The organism is Bacillus fonticola (genome assembly GCF_012955605.1).
GTDB lineage: Bacteria > Bacillota > Bacilli > Bacillales > JC228 > Bacillus_CG > Bacillus_CG fonticola.
Genome location: NZ_CP052135.1, coordinates 706,656 through 724,949, shown reverse-complemented (window position 1 = coordinate 724,949; position 18,294 = coordinate 706,656). Strand labels below are relative to the sequence as shown.

Genomic DNA, 18,294 nt, shown 5'->3' with positions numbered 1-18,294 from the left:
GTTTAGTATAACAGGAAAGTTAATTATTGAAAAGCTTGAGCTGCCCGTACGGCTTTTTTCCAACCTTCGTAAAGGGCTGTTGTCTCTTCTTTCGGTTTTTCTGGACGAAATGTTTTTTCTAGATTCCACTGGGTAGCAATTTCTTTTCGGTTTTCCCAATACCCTACTGCTAATCCTGCTAAATAAGCAGCTCCTAAGGCCGTCGTTTCGTTTACTGTTGGGCGTTCGACATCGACTTCAAGCATGTCGCTTTGGAATTGCATTAGGAAGTCATTTTTCACTGCGCCACCATCGACTCGTAGTGCTTTCAAAGAAATCCCAGAATCTGCTTCCATCGCTGTCAGTACGTCTTTCGTTTGATAGGCAAGCGATTCTAGCGTAGCGCGAACAAAGTGTTCTTTCGACGTACCGCGTGTTAATCCAAACACAGCGCCACGCACGTTACTGTCCCAATACGGCGTACCGAGTCCGACAAAAGCAGGTACGACATACACACCATCAGTTGACTCTACCTTCGTCGCGTAGCCTTCTGAGTCCTTTGCCTCTTTCAACATTCTCATCCCATCACGCAGCCATTGAATCGCGGAGCCTGCCACAAAAATGCTCCCCTCTAACGCGTACTCAACTTTGCCGTCAACACCCCAGGCGATTGTCGTCAACAATCCGTTTTCTGAAGCAACAGCCTTTTCCCCCGTATTCATGAGCATGAAGCAACCTGTTCCGTACGTATTTTTAGCCATTCCTTCCTCATAACATGCTTGCCCAAAGAGTGCCGCCTGCTGATCGCCCGCTGCCCCGGCAATTGGGATTTCCTGTCCGAAGAAATGATACGGAACAGTATGAGCGTAAACCTCAGATGAAGGCTTTACTTCAGGAAGCATAGTAGCTGGCACTCCCAAAATTTCCAACAATTCCTCATCCCACTTTAGTTCATGGATGTTATACAGGAGCGTTCGAGACGCATTGGAGTAGTCGGTAACGTGCGCCTTTCCACCAGACAACTTCCAAATCAACCACGTATCCATCGTTCCGAAAAGCAATTCTCCTCGTTCAGCGCGTTCCCTCGCTCCGTCCACATTGTCAAGCAACCATTTCACTTTTGTCCCGGAAAAATACGCATCAATGAGCAAGCCAGTTTTTTGCCGGAATGTGTCGTTATGTCCTTTTGATTTCAATTCATCACAAATATCTGCGGTTTGACGAGATTGCCAAACAATCGCATTGTAAATCGGATCACCTGTCTCTTTGTCCCACACCACGGTTGTTTCCCGTTGATTCGTAATTCCGATCCCTGCAATCTGTTCCGGTTTCACCGATGCCTCTGACAAACAAGATGCGATGACAGACAGGATAGAGCCCCAAATTTCATTCGCGTTGTGTTCCACCCAACCCGGCTTCGGAAAGATTTGCTGAAATTCCTTTTGAGCGACGTGTACGATGTGTCCCTTTTTGTTAAATAAAATAGCGCGCGAGCTTGTTGTGCCTTGGTCGAGTGATAAAATGTACGTTTCCATCATGTATCTTCCTCCTTCTTAATCTATTAAGCACTTACTCTATTGGGTAAGTTTCCAGATTGCTGCTTCTTTCCAGCGACGTATGCTGCAATGAGTACCACTGCTGTGAGAATGAGTACAATGACTAAATACGGTGTAGACTCTCCTACAAAAACCGTCTTGTAAAACAGTCCACCAAGAGAACCTCCGAGGATCGGTCCTACTACCGGTACCCACGCGTACTTCCAATTCGACGAACCCTTTCCTGCAATAGGCAAAAGAAAGTGAGCAATTCTTGGTCCTAGGTCACGAGCAGGATTGATAGCGTATCCTGTAGTTCCGCCAAGAGAAAGTCCGATAGCTACGATAAGGAACCCAACGATAAATGGATTTAACCCTTCTGTAAATTCATTCGCTCCGATACTTAAAATTCCTAGTACTAAAATAAATGTCCCAAAGATTTCACTAATCAAGTTAGCATAATAGTTTGGTATTGCCGGTCCAGTACTAAAGACTCCTAGTTTTGTCCCTGGGTCTTCAGTAGCTTTCCAATGTGGCAAATAATGCAGCCAAATGAGCGCTGCACCGATCATCGCTCCAAGCATTTGTGCTAAAATGTAAGCGGGTACATCTTGCCACGCAAAATCTCCATTGAACGCCAACCCAAAGGTGACCGCTGGATTGAGATGTGCCCCACTAATGTTCCCTACAGCATACGCTGCCATGGCGACACCTAGACCCCATCCCATCGTAATGACAATCCATCCGGAGTTATTCGCGAACGAGCCTTTCAAATTGACCCCCGCACAGACTCCTGCTCCGAAAACAACAAGAATGGCAGTACCAACCAATTCCCCTAAAAATGGTGACATCATCGTTCCTCCCTTTACTGGATTTGCAACGTACAACAAAAAGACTCACACTTCTCCCTAACCAGGTTCGATGTGTGAGTCTCCATATCTCCGTCACAAGTATTAACTTTGATACTATCATACCCTCATTTGAAAACGCTGTCAACAGGTGGGATCCAATTTAACAGAAAACTCCGTTTGGCTAGTCCCTCTGATCAAATACCTTCCACAAAGATTGATTAGATGTGCTAACCGCTGTCGCACCTGCTTTAATCGCTGCTTCCACTTCTTCTTTCGAATCAATTAGTCCTCCGGCAATAATCGGTTTACCCGTCCGTTCTTTCATTTGCGAGATCACTTTCGGAACGACGCCAGGCAAAATCTCGATAAAATCTGGATTCGTCTTTTTCACGAGCTGGACGCTTCTTTCCAGTGCACTTGAATCAATGATAAACGCACGCTGAATGGCAAACACATCTTTTTGTCGTGCTTTTTGAATGGTGCTTCCCTTTGTTGAAATAATGCCGTATGGTTTTATTTCTTGAGCTAAATACTCAGCTGCATATTCGTCGTTTTTCAAGCCTTGAATGAGGTCGGCATGTAAAAACATCTTTCTTTCCTGTTGACGTGCGTAGGCAAAAATACTTTTCAACATCCCGACATGCACGTCCAAAAATACCCCACACGTATAAGAAGTCTCCAGCATTTTATCGAATTCCTTCATAGAACGAACAGCAGGTAAAATGTATTGGTCGTCAAAATTCATCGGACAAACTCCTTAAGAGAACTGTTGTTGGTTACCTTGCGACTTCTTCTAGAACGCCCACCAGTTTATGAACACCATTTTCAGATGTCTCACTTCGTAGTGTCTCTTTTAACTCATAGCGTGCTTCGTACGTCTTCATAAGCGCTGCAAAGGCACGGTCCGGTTCCTTTTCGAGTACTTCATCACCCACGACATGCACAAAGCCTTTTTGCTGGAAATATTCAGCATTCTCGATCTGGTCTCCTCGACTTTGACTGAGTGGCAGCGGGACGAGCAGCATAGGTTTGCGCAGGGCAATGCCTTCAAAAATAGAGTTGGCCCCCGCTCGTGTCATGACAAGATCGGTTGCAGCGAGCACGTCGGGAAGCTCCTTGTTTACGTACTCAAATTGTGTATAGTTCGTAACATCTGTAAGCATTTCATCTACTTTGCCTTTTCCGCAAAGGTGGACGACGTGAAATTGCTCTGTCAATGCGGTTAGCTTTTTGCGCACGAACGTATTCATGCTGCCCGCACCTTGACTACCTCCCATGACTAGGAGAATCGGCTTTGATGTTTGGGCACCAACGAGCGCACGACCAGCGTCTCTCGAACCGTTAAAAATGGCTTCGCGAATAACTGGCCCGACAAAAACCCCTTTGTCCCCTTGTAGATGGTTGATCGTCTCTTCAAACGTCACGCACACTTTTTTTGCTATTGGAAGACCGATACGATTAGCAAGTCCTGGTGAGCGATCAGATTCGTGTGTCACAACCGGAATCTTCATTTGCTTTGCCGCCAACACAACAGGGACAGACACGAAACCACCTTTGGAGAACACGATATCTGGCTTCAATTTTTTTAGAATCTTTTTTGCTTGGTGTATGCCTTTGAGCACACGGAACACGTCTTTTACGTTTTCTACGCTCAAATACCGCCTTAGCTTTCCAGTAGAAATCGCGTGGTAATCAATTCCCTCAAGCGGCTCGATCAACTCTTTTTCAATCCCTTTGTACGAACCGATGTAGGAAATTGACCACCCTTTTTCTTGCAAATGAGGAATGAGCGATACGTTCACCGCCACGTGCCCGGTCGTTCCCCCTCCTGTCAGCACAATTCGTTTCATGTTAACGCCTCTTTCTATGTATGTTGCGAAGCTCGGTTTCCAAGAACTTTCTTTTGTCTAAAGAAAGTGCTGTCCCCAAAGTTCGTTCGTCAGCTCCGAATTCCTCGGTCCAATCGTATACGGAATGTTCGCTTCATTCAATGCCTGTAAGCATTTATGAATCATGAACCCAACACCTCTCTAATCGAACAGTATAGCAGATGAGGGGCGGGTTTATCGCTCGATGATAAAACTTTATCCATCAAATCGCCCTTTTTGTCGATCAAATGGAGGTTTACCCAAAAGTCTCTGTATCGAATTTGTACGTTGCAGAGGTGTAAATATGATAAGTAAGGCGCTTTTTTATCCCAGGAAACAATTTTGCTAAAAAAAAAAAAAGCCCCTCATAACGCAGAGGAGCTCGTTTCTTTACTTTGCAATTTTAGCTAACACGGAACACGTACACAGAATCCCCTTCGGAAAGAGATCGACATTCATATTTTCATTCGGTGAGTGATTCGCTTCATCAGAGTTGGCGTACGGTACAATGACGGACGGTGTGCCTAATGTTTTCGTCCACACTGCGTCAGGCAAACTTCCACCTAAACTCGGTTGCAGGACAGGTGGCTGCCTGTAAGCCGTCTCCACTGCGCCAATCACTGCCTGCACGAGCGGGTACTCAGACGAGGTTCGCGACGGGTACATATAGCCGTGGTGACGCACGTCAACAAGTGGAGCGTGCTTCTTTACATGAGCACAAATTGCTTCAAAAATTTTGACGGGATCTTGATTAGCCACGAGCCTGAAGTCCATCTTCAACATCGCTTCCTTCGGGATAATCGTCTTCGATCCAGGTCCGCCGTATCCACTATGAAAGCCTGCAATGTTACACGTCGGCTCAAGCGTGAGTCGCTCGTAATATTCTTCTCCATCGAATCGTATTTCTTCCACCCCAACTGTCTCTGCCACTTCCTCCGCGTCGTATGGCAAGGCGCGTAGCTGATTACGCTCAATCTCGGTTACTGGCAAGACATCGTCATAAAACCCTTCAATTGTCACGCGACCGCTCTCATCCCGCATCGTATTTAATAAATAAACGAGGTCCCACGCTGGATTCGGGGCAATGTTCCCTTTGTTCCCCGAATGATTGTCCCATTTGGCTCCTCTTGCCGTGAATTCTACGTATAACATGCCACGCACCCCTAGTAATACGAACGGCGCTCCACTAGAATGCATCGGCCCGTCTGATGTGTAGACAAGATCAGCTGCTAGTTTCTCCTTATGAGTTGCAACAAACGGTTCTAAATTAGGGCTACCACTCTCTTCTTCCCCCTCGACAACCATCTTCACGTTACAAGGGAGCTCACCATCCACGCGTAGCATCGTTTCAAACGCCAACAGGTGACAAAGAAACTGCCCTTTGTTGTCGCCTACACCACGAGCAAACAGTTTTCCATCGCGAATCGATGGCTCAAACGGTGGTGACACCCATTCGTCCAAAGGATCTGGAGGCTGCACATCGTAATGCCCGTAAAACAAAATCGTCGGTAACGCCTCATCAATCATTCGTTCTCCGTACACGACTGGATGACCGTTCGTTTCGATAATTTCTGGTTGTAGACCGGCTTTCCTCATATAATCAGCGACGAGTTCTGCGCATTCGCGGATACCCGTCCCGTCCGCACTAATACTTTCTTGTCTAAGCAAAGCAAACAGTTTTTCGAAGTACTTTTGTTCGTGTTGTTGAATATCTTCGACGTACGCTCGCATCACATTTCCACCCCATATTTTGGCTTGAAGAATTTATTCAGCACCGATCACATCGTAGCCTTATTCTTATCATAACAGAAATTGGGTCGAAATAATCACAATTTTTGCACTCATATAGAAAGCAATCGCCACCCAACTTCCTACCTAGTCATAAGACAGTTGATTCATTTTTCCCTTTGTCCCCCCTGCCATCAATGGGTTTCCATAAACTTCCTCCCAAACCGACGGACAAAAATGATAGAGTACACCATGAATCTTTTGTCGAAATTGGTCGTTGACATGCCCCACATTGACGGGCGTCCTACATAAAGCTCTTAAACGTGATGTAAAAAAATTAGTTGATTGACAAATTAGGAGGAACAATTTTATGTTATCTTCAGCTGAAATTGGAATTGACCTAGGAACTGCCAATACCCTCGTCTATACAAAACAAAAAGGGATCGTTTTGAACGAGCCTTCCGTGGCCGCCATTAATACAGAAACAAAACAAGTACTTGCTGTCGGTATTGAGGCGAAAAATATGATCGGGAAGACGCCGGGGAATGTAGTGGCGATTCGTCCCTTGAAGGATGGCGTGATTGCCGATTTTGACATTACGACCAGCATGCTCAAACAAATCATGCGAAAAGCAAGTAAACGCGTAGGTGTGTCGATGCGCAAACCGAATGTCGTTGTGTGTACGCCATCTGGTTCTACTTCCGTAGAGCGCCGTGCGATTCACGACGCAATCAAGCAGTGCGGAGCGAAAAATGTCCATTTGATCGAGGAGCCTGTTGCTGCAGCGATCGGAGCAGATTTGCCAGTCGACGAACCAGTGGCAAACGTGATCGTGGATATCGGTGGAGGAACAACTGAAGTGGCTATCATCTCGTATGGCGGTGTCGTATCTTGCCAATCGATCCGTATCGGTGGCGACGTCATGGACGACGAAATCATGCAATACGTTCGCAAAAAATACAAGCTGTTAATCGGTGAACGTACGGCCGAACAAGTCAAAATGGAAATCGGTCACGTGCTTAATGATCACCTTGAAATGACGATGGACGTACGCGGGCGCAACCTCGTGACCGGCCTACCGAAAACCGTTACGCTATCTTCACGAGAAATTCAAGCAGCTTTGCGCGAATCAATGGAACATATTTTGGAAGCGATTCGTGCGACGTTAGAAGACTGCCCAGCTGAACTTAGTGGAGACATCGTCGATCGAGGTGTTATTTTGACAGGTGGCGGCGCGTTGTTAAACGGTTTGCAAGAGTGGCTTTCAAAGGAAATCGTCGTGCCCGTGCACCTCGCGCCGAGCCCACTCGAATCGGTGGCGATTGGGACAGGACGGTCATTGGAAGTGATTCATAAATTACAGAAGGCCGCGAAGTAGTGAGGTGCGGGTGCGGGGGACTGGGGATACTTTCCTCCGTTTGCGCGTGTTCGACACGTTTTTGCGCACGTTCGACATGGTTTTGCGCACGTTCGACACGTTTTTGCGCACGTTCGACATGTTTGTGTGCACGTTCGACATGTTTGTGTGCACGTTCGACATGTTTTTGCGCACGTTCGACATGTTTTTGCGCACGTTCGACATGGTTTTGCGCACGCGCGCCATGTTTTGCGCGTGTTCGACTCGTTTTTGCGCACGCGCCATGTTTTGCGCGTGTTCGACATGTTTTTGCGCACGCGCCATGTTTGTGCGCACGTTCGACACGTTTTTGCGCACGTGCGCCATGTTTGTGCGCACGTTCGACACGTTTTTGCGCACGCGCGCCATGTTTTGCGCGTGTTCGACTCGTTTTTGCGCAACTATTAGAAGGACTTTGGCAGAACGTGTCGAACTAGGATATGGACAGGAAAATAGAATAGGAGGACCATCCATGATTAGAAAACAAAGAAGTGTTCCCATACGGATTCGGGCATTGGAGGCAGCCAAACGTCGTCTTCCCCTCAACCACCCGAAGATGCCACAAATCACAAAGGAGCTCGCCATCAGCTGGGCAGGATACAGAGGGGAGCAGTCACTAGACTATCATCTTAGCTTTCTACCCGAAGACAAATACCATATACTCCATGACCTTCGACTCGCTGACCACAAAAACAGACACTTCCAACTAGACACGTTACTCCTATGCCCGCAATATGCACTCATCCTCGAAGTGAAAAACATACTGGGCTCCCTCTATTTTGACCAAGAATTTCATCAGCTCGTTCGCACAAAGGATGGCCTTGAAGAAGCCTTTAAAGACCCGATCACACAAGTCAATCGCCTCCAAGACCAACTCACAACTTGGCTTACACATCACCATTACCCGCAAATCTCTATTCACTCTTTCGTCGTATTGGCTAACGCCTCATCTCTCATCAAGACCAACCACAAAAATATCATTCAACGAAAGGTCGTGCGCGCCGAAAACCTTCCAACAAAAATAAACCAACTCTACTCTCCGGAAGTCTTCACGCCCACCACGCTTGAAGTATTAGCCACTGAGCTAGTACAAAAACACACTCCACCCCAGTACAACGTCCTAAACTTATTCCAAATTCCTGTAACTGACATACGAACCGGCGTTCATTGTCCATCCTGTTTCACACTCCCTATGAACCGAGAGCATGGATACTGGTTGTGCCCCCACTGCTACACGCGCAGCAAAGAGGCCCACCTACCGTCAATGCAAGATTACGCATTTCTATACGGCACCAGCATCACCATCCAACAAGCGCAACACTTTCTCAACATCCCATCACGGCATCTGGCAAGAAGGATCCTCGTTTTGCTGGGTTTACACCGATTAGGAAATGCATACATACTTCCTTTAGTACCCTAACTCCCACGCCCGTCTCAATCTTGCAAGAACAAACTCCGTCTTCGCTTCGGTATACGCTTCTCGATCAAACTTGTACACCTTTGCCAATGTTTGTTTAAGGTTTCCATAAGCGTCTCGCCACCCAGGATGATCGCGTAAATAATTCCGAAACGTGAGGTGATCACGTAACTGCTGATTACCTACGAAAATGCCGTATCATAAAAGCGTGCCCTCCCTTAGGAGAACACGCTTTTTCTACGCTAACAAACTGAATCATTCGGCTTCGGATTTTTCAAACCAAACATTGGGCGAACGAGTAACGCCACGCCTGTTCCTAGAAGCGCCATCACCATCCACACCCAGCCGTGTACGCTGAATGATGAGATGCCGCCAAAATAGGCACCGATGTTACAACCGAATGCGAGTCGTGCACCGTAGCCCATCATAAGACCACCAATCACAGACGCTGCTGCAATGCCCGGCTTAATTTTGCCTAGCTTGAACGTACCTGCCGCTGCTGACGTGACGCTAAAAACGCACCCACTATAATGCCAAAGTTCATGACACTAGTGGAATCCATGAAGACAGATTATGTCAGACTCGCTTTCCCTTGCCAGTAAGCCCACTCACTAACATCTATACCCATTGCCATAAGTCCTTGTGAACCCCATAGCGCAAAGGCAGATGTAATGCCCCACGGTGAACCGCGAAGAACAAGTGTGAGCGCATTCAACACGGCCAACACGATCGCCGCCGTCAATAATGGCCAAGACCCGCGCCATAATCGCTTCCAACCTACTGTAGTCGGTGGCTGCTCCATTTTTGGAGGGTTTTTCTTGCGTGCAATCCACAGCGTTCCGAAGTAGATCAACGCAAACGCGGTGATTTGGATAACCCAACCACCTAAGTAACCGAACGGCGTCACTTCAGCCAACGAAATCGGTTCAAGGGAAGGCGTTTCGTTCATCCAAAAATTCCAATGATACGCCCCTAACACAGAACCAACGATAAACGCGGCAAGGGTGATGAACATAGACGATTTTCCGCCACCAACCGCATACAACGTTCCAGACGCACACCCACTCCCGAGCTGCATTCCCAATCCGAACAAAAAAGCACCAACGAGAACGCTCACGCCAATTGGTGAAACATAACCAGCAACAGACCCGCCTGTTAAACTAAATCCAGTAGAAAGAATAATTGCAAATAACGTACTCGATATAGCAAGCATCACCATATGCGCCCGCAACGCCTCACCATTTCCGACCGCCACAAAACGACGAAATGCTGAAGTAAAACCAAAGCGAGCATGAAAAACTACGAATAACAAATCCCTATTGGAAAACTATACTTTACAATAACGGAGAGACACATCCTACGTCAACGGAATTGAACTGTAAATATTTGTATAGGTAATTCGATCCATGGTAACGATAAAAGCTGTCGAGACACCCTCGACAGCCTGATAAGCTACTTTTCCATTCAGAAAGAATAATACCAATTATCTGATTGAGTAACTTCATCAGACTCTGGCGTACCCGCTAGTATTTAGTTAGTATAATGAAAAAAAAGACCGTAAAAACAGTCCTTCTCATCCTAGAATGTTATCCTTTATCTTACTCATCACTTAAATTCGATATTTTACTTTCTAATGACTTAAAGTGTCTATCAATTACTTCAAATATCAAACCCAATAGCATTAGAATTATTCCGTTTATTATGAACACATAGGTTTTTACGGTTCTAGCAATAAAAATTTCATCAAATTCAGAAGAGTCCGCACCAAAAGACCATGATTGCGTCCAACCAAAAATGAGAAACAAAATCCCTATTATAAACATTGACAAACTAACAACTTCCAATTTACCCATTCAATTCTCCTCCCCTGTTCGATTTACGCTATACTATTATTAATTTCTTACCACGATTTCAATTCTAGAAAAACATGTAAACTACTTTCTGTGCACCCCTTGATTGGGGGCGTGTAAAAATACAAATTCATTTTAATAATACTCATTACATAAGTTACCGTTACATGATTATCCGTGCTCTATTTAACAATTCGCCAGATGATGATTAAGTCCTCCTAAGCTCACTTCTGTTGTTTCAGTGCATTCCACGAACGTGCCAATAAAGCAAACGAGCTACTAATTGTGGCTTGTTCCAAAAAACCCCTGACTCAACCTCAGGGCCAGGGGGTTTGTTAAATTGCATATAAAGCTCCTATACAGCAGCTCCCCTCAGTACTTGTGATCATATCAAATTGATATAGGGAGACTTTTTGTTGTATTCGGAAGTCGAAAGCTTTGCTGACAGTTTCATTTTTTTTTAGTACACTGCCTCTCTTTGAGACGAACAGCTTTCCCGCATTAGTTATCTGGCTAGCGCATTGGATCGTTTGTTCAGCAAGAAAGTACCCTGCAGTTACCCCGATCCCAATCGCTTCCATATTTCCTTCTTCCATCAATTCTCCGACTGTGACAGCTAATGAAGCGATATCAGACTTGTCAGACGTATATACAAACTGCTTGACTCTTTTTTCAATGGATTCCACACTGCCGATTTCGTCTACGATGATCTGACTGAATCGCGACAGCTGCCCTTGATCCAGTTCCTTCATCACCTTTCGTAGTGCTTCCATAGCTATCCAATACGCACTGCCCTCATCACCAAGCAAATGTCCCCAGCCGCCGACTGAAATCCAGTCTCCTCCCCTTCTCGTCATGGAAATCGAGCCTGTTCCTCCGATCGTCAGCACGCCCTCTTTCTGACCAAAATCGGCATAGTACGCGAGTTGGGCGTCGTTGAGTATTATTACGCTACAGTGGTACTTCTCTTTTGTCTTCCTAGCAAAATTACTTGATTCTTCTGACGCGTTCCCACCTGCCACGCCACAAACAATATGCTTCATCGTGAGCCCGACCAGATTGACATGCTGGATGCCCTGACAAATGACATGCTCGATGTTTTGCCATGCTTCTTTCTTTCGGACAATGGGATTTCCAGGCCCGGCTAAGAATCTATTGATCTCATTTTTCGATAAGGCATCATACAAAACCCCTTCTGTCTTCGTCCCACCAGCATCAATCCCTAGCACTACAAGACTCATGGGTTCGTAATACTTCCTAGCACAACCGATTTAGCGGCGCCAGTCACTGATTTTACGTTAGAAGGCATTCTTTCTAAACACGCATGGGCAAAAAGAGCAAAAGCAATTGCTTCTTTCGCATCGGATCGGTAGCCTAGGTCTTCTTGTGTACAAACTTCAAGCTCTGGCAAGCAAGCCTTGATGGATTCCATAAGTGTCGTATTATACCTTCCTCCCCCACCCAGGACTAGTTTACCGATCGTATGCTTTGGCAACACAAACTTTCGTAAATTCAATTCGATCGTACGGGCGGTAAACTCCGTCACTGTTCTTAGAATGTCATGACGATCAAGCTCTGCCCACTTTTCGAGTAGCGGGTCGACAAGCTGGCTACCGTACCGTTCTCTACCGGTGGACTTGGGAAGTGGCTTTTCTAAATAATCGTCTTGCATAAGCTCTGCCAACAAGCCTTCATGAACAACACCGTTCGCCGCGAGCTGGCCACCTTTGTCATAGGGTACGTTGAACTTTTTACGACAAACCGCATCAATCATCATATTCCCAGGTCCCGTGTCAAATGCCAAGACGTCGTCAATTGAAGGGTTAGGTGGTAGCACTGTCACATTCCCGATTCCTCCGATGTTTTGCAGGAGCAGACCTTCCTCTCCTTTATATAGAAGAAACTCGGTGAATGGAACGAGTGGTGCGCCTTGTCCTCCTGCAACGACGTCCATCGATCTAAAATTAGAGACTACGAGTATGCCTGTTTCGTAAGCGATGACGGCTGGCTCTCCGACTTGAAGCGTCGATGGAGTCGCGTCAACTCCTGGGGGCCCGTGGTAGAGCGTTTGTCCATGAGATCCAATCGCACGAATGTCTTCACACCTATAGCCTGTCTTCTCCAACAAATCGTTGACGGCATCCGCAATTTTTTTTCCTAGCGTAAAGTTCAATTCGCTAATTGCCCCAATCGAAACCGAGTCCAAATTCATGCAGTTCTCGAGGCGTTCGCGCTCTTCAGGTGTGTACTCACTAGAAGAATAGTCGACAAGGCGTACGGTGTTTCTCGAAATTTTTTCGCCTGTCACCTCTATTAAGGCAACGTCTAATCCGTCTAAAGAGGTTCCCGTCATACAGCCGATATAAAGTGTCATACGTCTCCCCTTACAGTAAACGCAAATTTGCCCCACGGTGCCAAATAATTGAGTAAAAAACGTTCTTCCTCTACAATCTGACCGACGACGTTTGTTTTACCGGAGTTTTTCATCGGCTTTAGTGCAATTTGCAACTCTCCTGCGTATTGTCCGTACAGATCACTTTCTATTAGAATATCACCCCGTTCGATGTCGCGTGTATGATGATGTGGGAAGGGTTCACCTTTGTACTTCACACGGCTTTGTGTGGATCGAACTAAATAATCTGATACGTCTCCTCTATAAAAATGGAATTCTTCTAGAACAATTTTTCTCTCTAAATCGCTTAGCCCATCCTCCAATTGGACTTTGAGTGTAAGTCGCTCTTGATCAATGTCGCGTAAAGCCTCCAGTTCGCGCTCGGATGCATACGCATTACCGATCATGACATCATCAATCAATCCTGTCGCAAACAAGTGCTTCGCTTGCGTCTCAATCGGGAGCTCACGGTGCTCTTCTAAAGTCGGAAGTCCTTCCACAACTGGCCACGGTCCAAAGCTCGCTTCGTGTGAACTAACAAATGCTGCGGTTCTTAGCCCGTGCATTTTAAACCGCTCACTACATTTGACAAAGTGATCGAAAGCAAGCCCAGCATAACGATGCGGGTAGAAGTTGTGCGAACCGATCAACCGTTTCGTGTTTGGTTGGTAGCTCAAAATTTGATCGACGTACGGGGTGTTGTTGCTCATGTTAATTTCGATAAGTAAGTCGTGTTCGTTGTGCGTCATAATCGACTCTTCATTACCGGAATACCCGAGGTCTAAACGTATCCCGCTTGCTCCAATTTCTTTGAAGAAGCTGAGGTCGCTATAAGAGATATCGAGTGCACCGAACACACGTGGGCTAATGTCGGCAATCACTTCAAAGCCTCTCTCTTTCGCATACTCAATCGTCTCACGGTATTCGCGAATAATTTGTTCTTTGTTGCCTTCTACAGATAAGAGACAAGTAAACAACCGCTCAAAGCCATACTTCGCTGCAAGATCGATATATGTCTGATCCTCAGCCGGAGTACTATGATTGGGATAAATTGAAATTCCGAGTTTACCCATTACAAATCCTCTCCTTTCATTTTCTCTTCTACTTTTTCGAGTATGCGAATCATGTGTCTGATGAGCCCTTGTTCACTTATTGCCGTCATCAAATGATCTTGTGCATGAATGAGCAACAATGATTTTTCAAACTCTTCTCCGTTGATTTCAGATTGAATCAGCTTGGTCTGCGTATTGTGCGCTTTATTTAATTCCGCCTCCGCCTCTTCCATTAACTTTTTTGCTTCAGAAAAGTTCTCATTCTCTGCTTCTTTTAAGGCATCAAAGGCGAGTGCACGTGCATTCCCACCAAAAGAGATTAATTCAAAAATTTCCGTTTCTATGTTTTTCATATTCATCCTCCTAAGAAAACGCTTACCTACAGAATACAAGATGGTTTCGGAACATGTCCATACAAAACGGAGTATTATTTCAATCATTTAAAAAATGTATTGAAATTACTCTATCAAAACACTATACTGAATTTATGGTTGAAAACCCTTTCATTTTTTCAAAACTTCAGATTAGTAAATTTTCCCTATAATGCGTGTTCAAAAAGGAGGACAAAAAGAGCCGAGAATTTCGATGAAGCGCAGACTCCGTGCACCGGTGCGCATGTGTGAGTACGTGAGGAGCGGAGGAGCAAGCTGACGAAGAAATTCGACAGCTATGTTTCCCGGACTTTTTGAACATCCTCTTATAGCATCTTTTTGCAAACAGCCATTGATTGCTTATATGTATTTATCATCATCTTGTCAATCTGAAAGGGTCGAAAGAGCACTTGATCGTGATGTACTTTTTGCCTCAGTGATTATTTGACTAAGAAGGGAGTTAGAGAATGAAGAAGATTCTGTTTGTATGTGCTGGCGGTATGTCCTCGGCGATTGTCGTAAAGGCATTGAAGATCGAAGCCAGTAAACAAGGGTTGGAAGTAGACGTAAATGCCGTGGGTACGAGTGACGTAGAGAGCGAAATTGGTAAAGGATGGGACGTTGTCATGGTCGCCCCACAAGTACGTCACCGCTTTGACGCTGTGAAAAAGGTCGCGGATCAAGCGGGGGTTCCTTGTGAACCGATTCCACCACAAGCTTATAGTCCGTTAGGTGGACCGAAATTACTTCAAAAATTAAATGAAATGACTTCCTAAGTTGTTTCAACGTTAACAAAGGGGGAAATTTACTTGGATCGCTTCGTAAACTTTCTTGAAAACAGAGTTTCAGGACCTATGGCACGATTGTCTGAACAACGTCACTTACGCGCAGTTCGGGATGGGGTGGTTTCGGCACTACCGTTCATCATTATCGGAAGCTTTTTCTTAATTTTGGCTTTCCCACCGCTTCCAGAGGATTGGGGTATTACACAATGGGCAAGCGAAAACGCAGCGCAGATTTTAATTCCGTACCGTGTCACAATGTTCATCATGTCCTTATATATAGCGTTTGGGGTAGGATATAACTTATCGAAAAGCTATGACCTAGACCCATTGTCTGGAGCTCAAATGGCTGTGGGTGCTTTATTACTTACACTTACACCACAAATTACTGAAGATTTTGGGTTTGTCTTACCAATGAAATTTCTCGGTGGCGAAGGTTTGTTTGTTACGATGCTTGTTTCAATATTTGCAGTTGAAATTTTGCGCTTCTGCAAGTCCAAAAACATTACCATTAAAATGCCAGAACAGGTCCCTGATTCTGTTGCCCGTTCTTTTGAGGCATTACTACCAGTAGGTTTTCTTGTAGGGCTCATGGCGATTATTACACTTGTCATTGGTGTGAATCTTCATGAAGTAGTAGGCGATTTAACCGCACCACTCATTACGGCTGGAGATAGTCTTCCTGGTGTGTTAACTCCGGTCTTTTTGATTACGTTCTTCTGGAGCTTCGGGATTCATGGGGTTTCTGTAGTTGGAACGGTTGCTCGTCCAATTTGGGAAGTCTATCTTGTTGCAAACTCTGAAGCAGTAGCTGGTGGGTCTTCTTCCCTTCCTTATATTGCACCCGAAACTTTTTACCAATGGTTCATTTGGATCGGAGGCTCAGGAGCAACACTCGGTCTCCTCATTGCCATGCTGCTTTTTGGTCGCGCAAAATACACTAAAACTTTAGCGCGGACATCCATTGTCCCAGGACTATTTAACATTAACGAACCAGTGATTTTCGGAGCACCAATTGTGTTAAATCCTATTTTAATTATTCCGTTTATTATTACACCATTAGTATTGGGAACTCTTTCGTATATAGCAACGGTTGTTGGACTTGTTAGTGCAACCTATACAATGCCACCTTGGACACTACCTGCACCAATTGGAGCGTATTTAGCTACTGGGGGGGATTGGCGAGCAGTTGTACTTGTACTCGTAAATATTACCATTGCAGTTCTAATCTACTTCCCATTCTTTAAAATGTACGACAAAAAAATGTTGGCAGAAGAACAACAAGATGTAACGACTTCTTCCACGACAGAATCGACGACTTCTATGTAAGACGATAAAGGGGATAGGTGTTTACCTATCCCTTCTAGCATAAGGAGGTAATCATATGATGGAAAAACGACATCCGTTATCGTTAGGGATCAAAAGTGTTCTTATTTTCTTTATCATTGCGGTGGCAGGGACTATTGCGGGGACAAGTTTATTTGAAATCATGGGGATTTACACCCAACTCTCCACCTTTATTTCTGCAAGTTTATCTCTATCTTTAGGTCTTACCTTTGTTCTATGGAAAATTGAAAGAAAACTATATACAAAAAAGCAACTTTACTTTTTCATAGCCATCTCCCTATTAGTTAGTGCACTTGTCACTTTTTATATTGTATTCGGAAATATGAACGGATTATTTGAAGGGTAAAGAGGTGTTTTCATTGAACGCAAAAAGTAAAAAGTTGTTACAGTTGGTGGGGGCTCCAGTTACACGCCAGGATTTGTAGAAGTTTTGTTTCAACGTTTGGAGTGAATTCCCAGTCACAGAACTATGGCTTGTGAATATTAAATCTGGTAAAGAGAAATTACAAATTGTAGGGTCACTCGCACAAAGGATGGTTAAAGCTGAGGGGATCGACATGGAAGTTCATTACAGTGACGCCCCCATTCCTCATCACATCGATCGATTGCCTGAATCTGCACACGGACTTGTACAACAATTTAGTCATATGAGTGGGTAGCTGTTGAAACTGATGTAGAAGATTCCTATGAAAAGGCACTACTTGCATTAACAATGAACCCTCTCGTACCAAGTAATACGAAGGTAAAAATTGTGCTGGACGATTTACAAGTAGCACACCGTGAATACCTACCACAATTGTCTTGAATTAGAAGGAACTAGCGTAGAGCGTGCCTATGCTATACTGAAAACATCATACACAAAGCAGGTGAATGCGCTTGAGTTTATTGCAAACAATCAGTCAATGGAAAGATCACCTTACTCAGGCAGAGCACAAAATTGCAAAGTATGTGTTGGAGTACCCTAATTTGATCCCAAACTTGACAACCAATGAGCTTGCACAAAAGGTTGGAGTGGGTGATGCAACAGTCGTTCGCTTTTGTAAGTCGATCGGGGTCGGGAGTTTTAAAACGTTCAAGCTGACCCTTGTTAGGGAGCTTGCCACTCACACAATCAACGTAAACGACTTTTCCATTTTAAAAGAGAAGGACACCCCACATGAATTGTTCCAAAAAGTAACGCAGCTAAATAAGGATGCGCTAGAGTTTTCAAAGTCCACTCTACAGAAAAAGGAATTTGAAAATGCTGTAAAAACATTAGGTGAAGCACGTAGGATGGCCTTTTTTGGTGTCGGAGGCTCCGCAACAGCTGCATTCGATGGCTATTACAAATTTTCCAAGCTAGGGTATTCAGCGCTCACTTCCGGGGACTTCCACTTCATGCTCTCCTACCTCACTCATTTCGGGGAAAACGACATTTTGATTGGTTTGAGCCACTCCGGTCAAACGAGTGACGTCTGCGAACTGGCTAAATTTGCACAAAATCGTGGTGCCCATGTGTTGGCGATCACAGCAAACTCAAAATCCCAATTGGCAAAAATTAGCAACACACTCCTCGTCACTCCAAATTTGGAGCAAGACTATCGAATCGGAAGTATTGCTTCTAAAATGACGCAGCTGAATATTATTGACGGGCTCTATGTAAGCCTGTTTCACCAAATCGGTGCGGACGTTCTTGAGCAGTTTGATAATGCTCGCTCAGAGGCAGTAAAATTAAGACGGTAGGCAC

Annotated in this window: 18 protein-coding genes and 2 pseudogenes; 7 read left to right on the top strand and 13 right to left on the bottom strand. The window is 45.1% G+C overall.

Annotation, left to right across the window (positions count from 1 at the left end; genetic code table 11):
• Positions 1-23 precede the first annotated feature (23 nt).
• The 5 genes from glpK to HHK01_RS03475 all read right to left on the bottom strand — a co-directional run bounded on the left by glpK (position 24) and on the right by HHK01_RS03475 (position 5,964).
• Positions 24-1,514, bottom strand: coding sequence for a glycerol kinase GlpK (gene glpK, locus HHK01_RS03495; protein ID WP_170008639.1), 1,491 nt, complete (start codon positions 1,512-1,514; stop codon positions 24-26).
• Positions 1,515-1,540: 26 nt separating this feature from the next.
• Entirely contained in the window at positions 1,541-2,365 is an 825-nt protein-coding gene (locus tag HHK01_RS03490; protein WP_170008638.1) for an MIP/aquaporin family protein, read from the bottom strand.
• 181 nt (positions 2,366-2,546) lie between these two features.
• Complete coding sequence (locus HHK01_RS03485) at positions 2,547-3,110, bottom strand: glycerol-3-phosphate responsive antiterminator (protein WP_170006446.1); 564 nt, start codon at positions 3,108-3,110, stop codon at positions 2,547-2,549.
• Positions 3,111-3,141: 31 nt separating this feature from the next.
• Entirely contained in the window at positions 3,142-4,215 is a 1,074-nt protein-coding gene (locus HHK01_RS03480; RefSeq protein WP_170006445.1) for an undecaprenyldiphospho-muramoylpentapeptide beta-N-acetylglucosaminyltransferase, read from the bottom strand.
• Between the two features lie 408 nt (positions 4,216-4,623).
• Positions 4,624-5,964, bottom strand: a complete 1,341-nt coding sequence (locus tag HHK01_RS03475; RefSeq protein ID WP_170008637.1) for a M20/M25/M40 family metallo-hydrolase — start codon at positions 5,962-5,964, stop codon at positions 4,624-4,626.
• Positions 5,965-6,331: 367 nt separating this feature from the next.
• Here HHK01_RS03475 and mreBH point away from each other — a divergent pair, with 367 nt between their 5' ends.
• A complete protein-coding gene (gene mreBH, locus HHK01_RS03470; protein WP_170006444.1) occupies positions 6,332-7,339 on the top strand; it encodes a rod-share determining protein MreBH in 1,008 nt (335 codons plus the stop codon).
• On the opposite strand, the gene HHK01_RS03465 is transcribed toward mreBH, so the two are convergent.
• Positions 7,319-7,726: a hypothetical protein gene (locus HHK01_RS03465; protein ID WP_228027643.1), complete on the bottom strand. Its 408-nt coding sequence runs from the start codon at positions 7,724-7,726 to the stop codon at positions 7,319-7,321. The two genes, mreBH and HHK01_RS03465, sit on opposite strands and share 21 nt — an antisense overlap.
• A 103-nt stretch (positions 7,727-7,829) precedes the next feature.
• Between HHK01_RS03465 and HHK01_RS03460 the strand changes: the two genes are divergently transcribed.
• On the top strand, positions 7,830-8,777 hold the full coding sequence (locus HHK01_RS03460) for a nuclease-related domain-containing protein (RefSeq protein ID WP_170006442.1): 948 nt from the start codon (positions 7,830-7,832) through the stop codon (positions 8,775-8,777).
• Here HHK01_RS03460 and HHK01_RS15880 read toward each other — a convergent pair.
• The 7 genes and pseudogenes from HHK01_RS15880 to HHK01_RS03425 form a co-directional block, all read right to left on the bottom strand.
• Positions 8,766-8,966, bottom strand: a complete 201-nt coding sequence (locus tag HHK01_RS15880; protein WP_170008636.1) for a GrpB family protein — start codon at positions 8,964-8,966, stop codon at positions 8,766-8,768. The two genes, HHK01_RS03460 and HHK01_RS15880, sit on opposite strands and share 12 nt — an antisense overlap.
• Positions 8,967-9,016: 50 nt before the next feature.
• Positions 9,017-10,074 (bottom strand): annotated as a pseudogene (locus tag HHK01_RS03450) (YeeE/YedE family protein); the annotation flags it as partial.
• A gap of 298 nt (positions 10,075-10,372) precedes the next feature.
• Positions 10,373-10,627: a hypothetical protein gene (locus tag HHK01_RS03445; protein ID WP_170006441.1), complete on the bottom strand. Its 255-nt coding sequence runs from the start codon at positions 10,625-10,627 to the stop codon at positions 10,373-10,375.
• 332 nt (positions 10,628-10,959) lie between these two features.
• Complete coding sequence (locus HHK01_RS03440) at positions 10,960-11,865, bottom strand: BadF/BadG/BcrA/BcrD ATPase family protein (protein ID WP_170006440.1); 906 nt, start codon at positions 11,863-11,865, stop codon at positions 10,960-10,962.
• On the bottom strand, positions 11,862-12,998 hold the full coding sequence (anmK, locus tag HHK01_RS03435; protein WP_170006439.1) for an anhydro-N-acetylmuramic acid kinase AnmK: 1,137 nt from the start codon (positions 12,996-12,998) through the stop codon (positions 11,862-11,864). The genes HHK01_RS03440 and anmK overlap by 4 nt, the downstream gene beginning before the upstream one ends.
• Entirely contained in the window at positions 12,995-14,089 is a 1,095-nt protein-coding gene (locus tag HHK01_RS03430) for a DUF871 domain-containing protein (protein WP_170006438.1), read from the bottom strand. Before HHK01_RS03430 ends, anmK begins: the two co-directional genes overlap by 4 nt.
• Complete coding sequence (locus tag HHK01_RS03425) at positions 14,089-14,427, bottom strand: PTS lactose/cellobiose transporter subunit IIA (RefSeq protein WP_170006437.1); 339 nt, start codon at positions 14,425-14,427, stop codon at positions 14,089-14,091. The genes HHK01_RS03430 and HHK01_RS03425 overlap by 1 nt, the downstream gene beginning before the upstream one ends.
• Positions 14,428-14,906: 479 nt before the next feature.
• Here HHK01_RS03425 and HHK01_RS03420 point away from each other — a divergent pair, with 479 nt between their 5' ends.
• From HHK01_RS03420 to HHK01_RS03400, 5 genes and pseudogenes are all read left to right on the top strand, one after another.
• Entirely contained in the window at positions 14,907-15,215 is a 309-nt protein-coding gene (locus HHK01_RS03420; protein WP_170006436.1) for a PTS sugar transporter subunit IIB, read from the top strand.
• A 33-nt stretch (positions 15,216-15,248) separates the two neighbouring features.
• Positions 15,249-16,550, top strand: a complete 1,302-nt coding sequence (locus tag HHK01_RS03415; RefSeq protein ID WP_170006435.1) for a PTS sugar transporter subunit IIC — start codon at positions 15,249-15,251, stop codon at positions 16,548-16,550.
• Positions 16,551-16,605: 55 nt separating this feature from the next.
• Positions 16,606-16,914 (top strand): hypothetical protein, encoded by a 309-nt coding sequence (locus HHK01_RS03410; protein WP_170006434.1) that lies wholly within the window; start codon positions 16,606-16,608, stop codon positions 16,912-16,914.
• An 84-nt stretch (positions 16,915-16,998) separates the two neighbouring features.
• Positions 16,999-17,137: pseudogene (locus HHK01_RS15875) on the top strand (6-phospho-beta-glucosidase); the annotation flags it as partial.
• A 307-nt stretch (positions 17,138-17,444) separates the two neighbouring features.
• Entirely contained in the window at positions 17,445-18,290 is an 846-nt protein-coding gene (locus HHK01_RS03400; RefSeq protein ID WP_228027642.1) for a MurR/RpiR family transcriptional regulator, read from the top strand.
• The last annotated feature ends 4 nt before the right edge of the window (positions 18,291-18,294 follow it).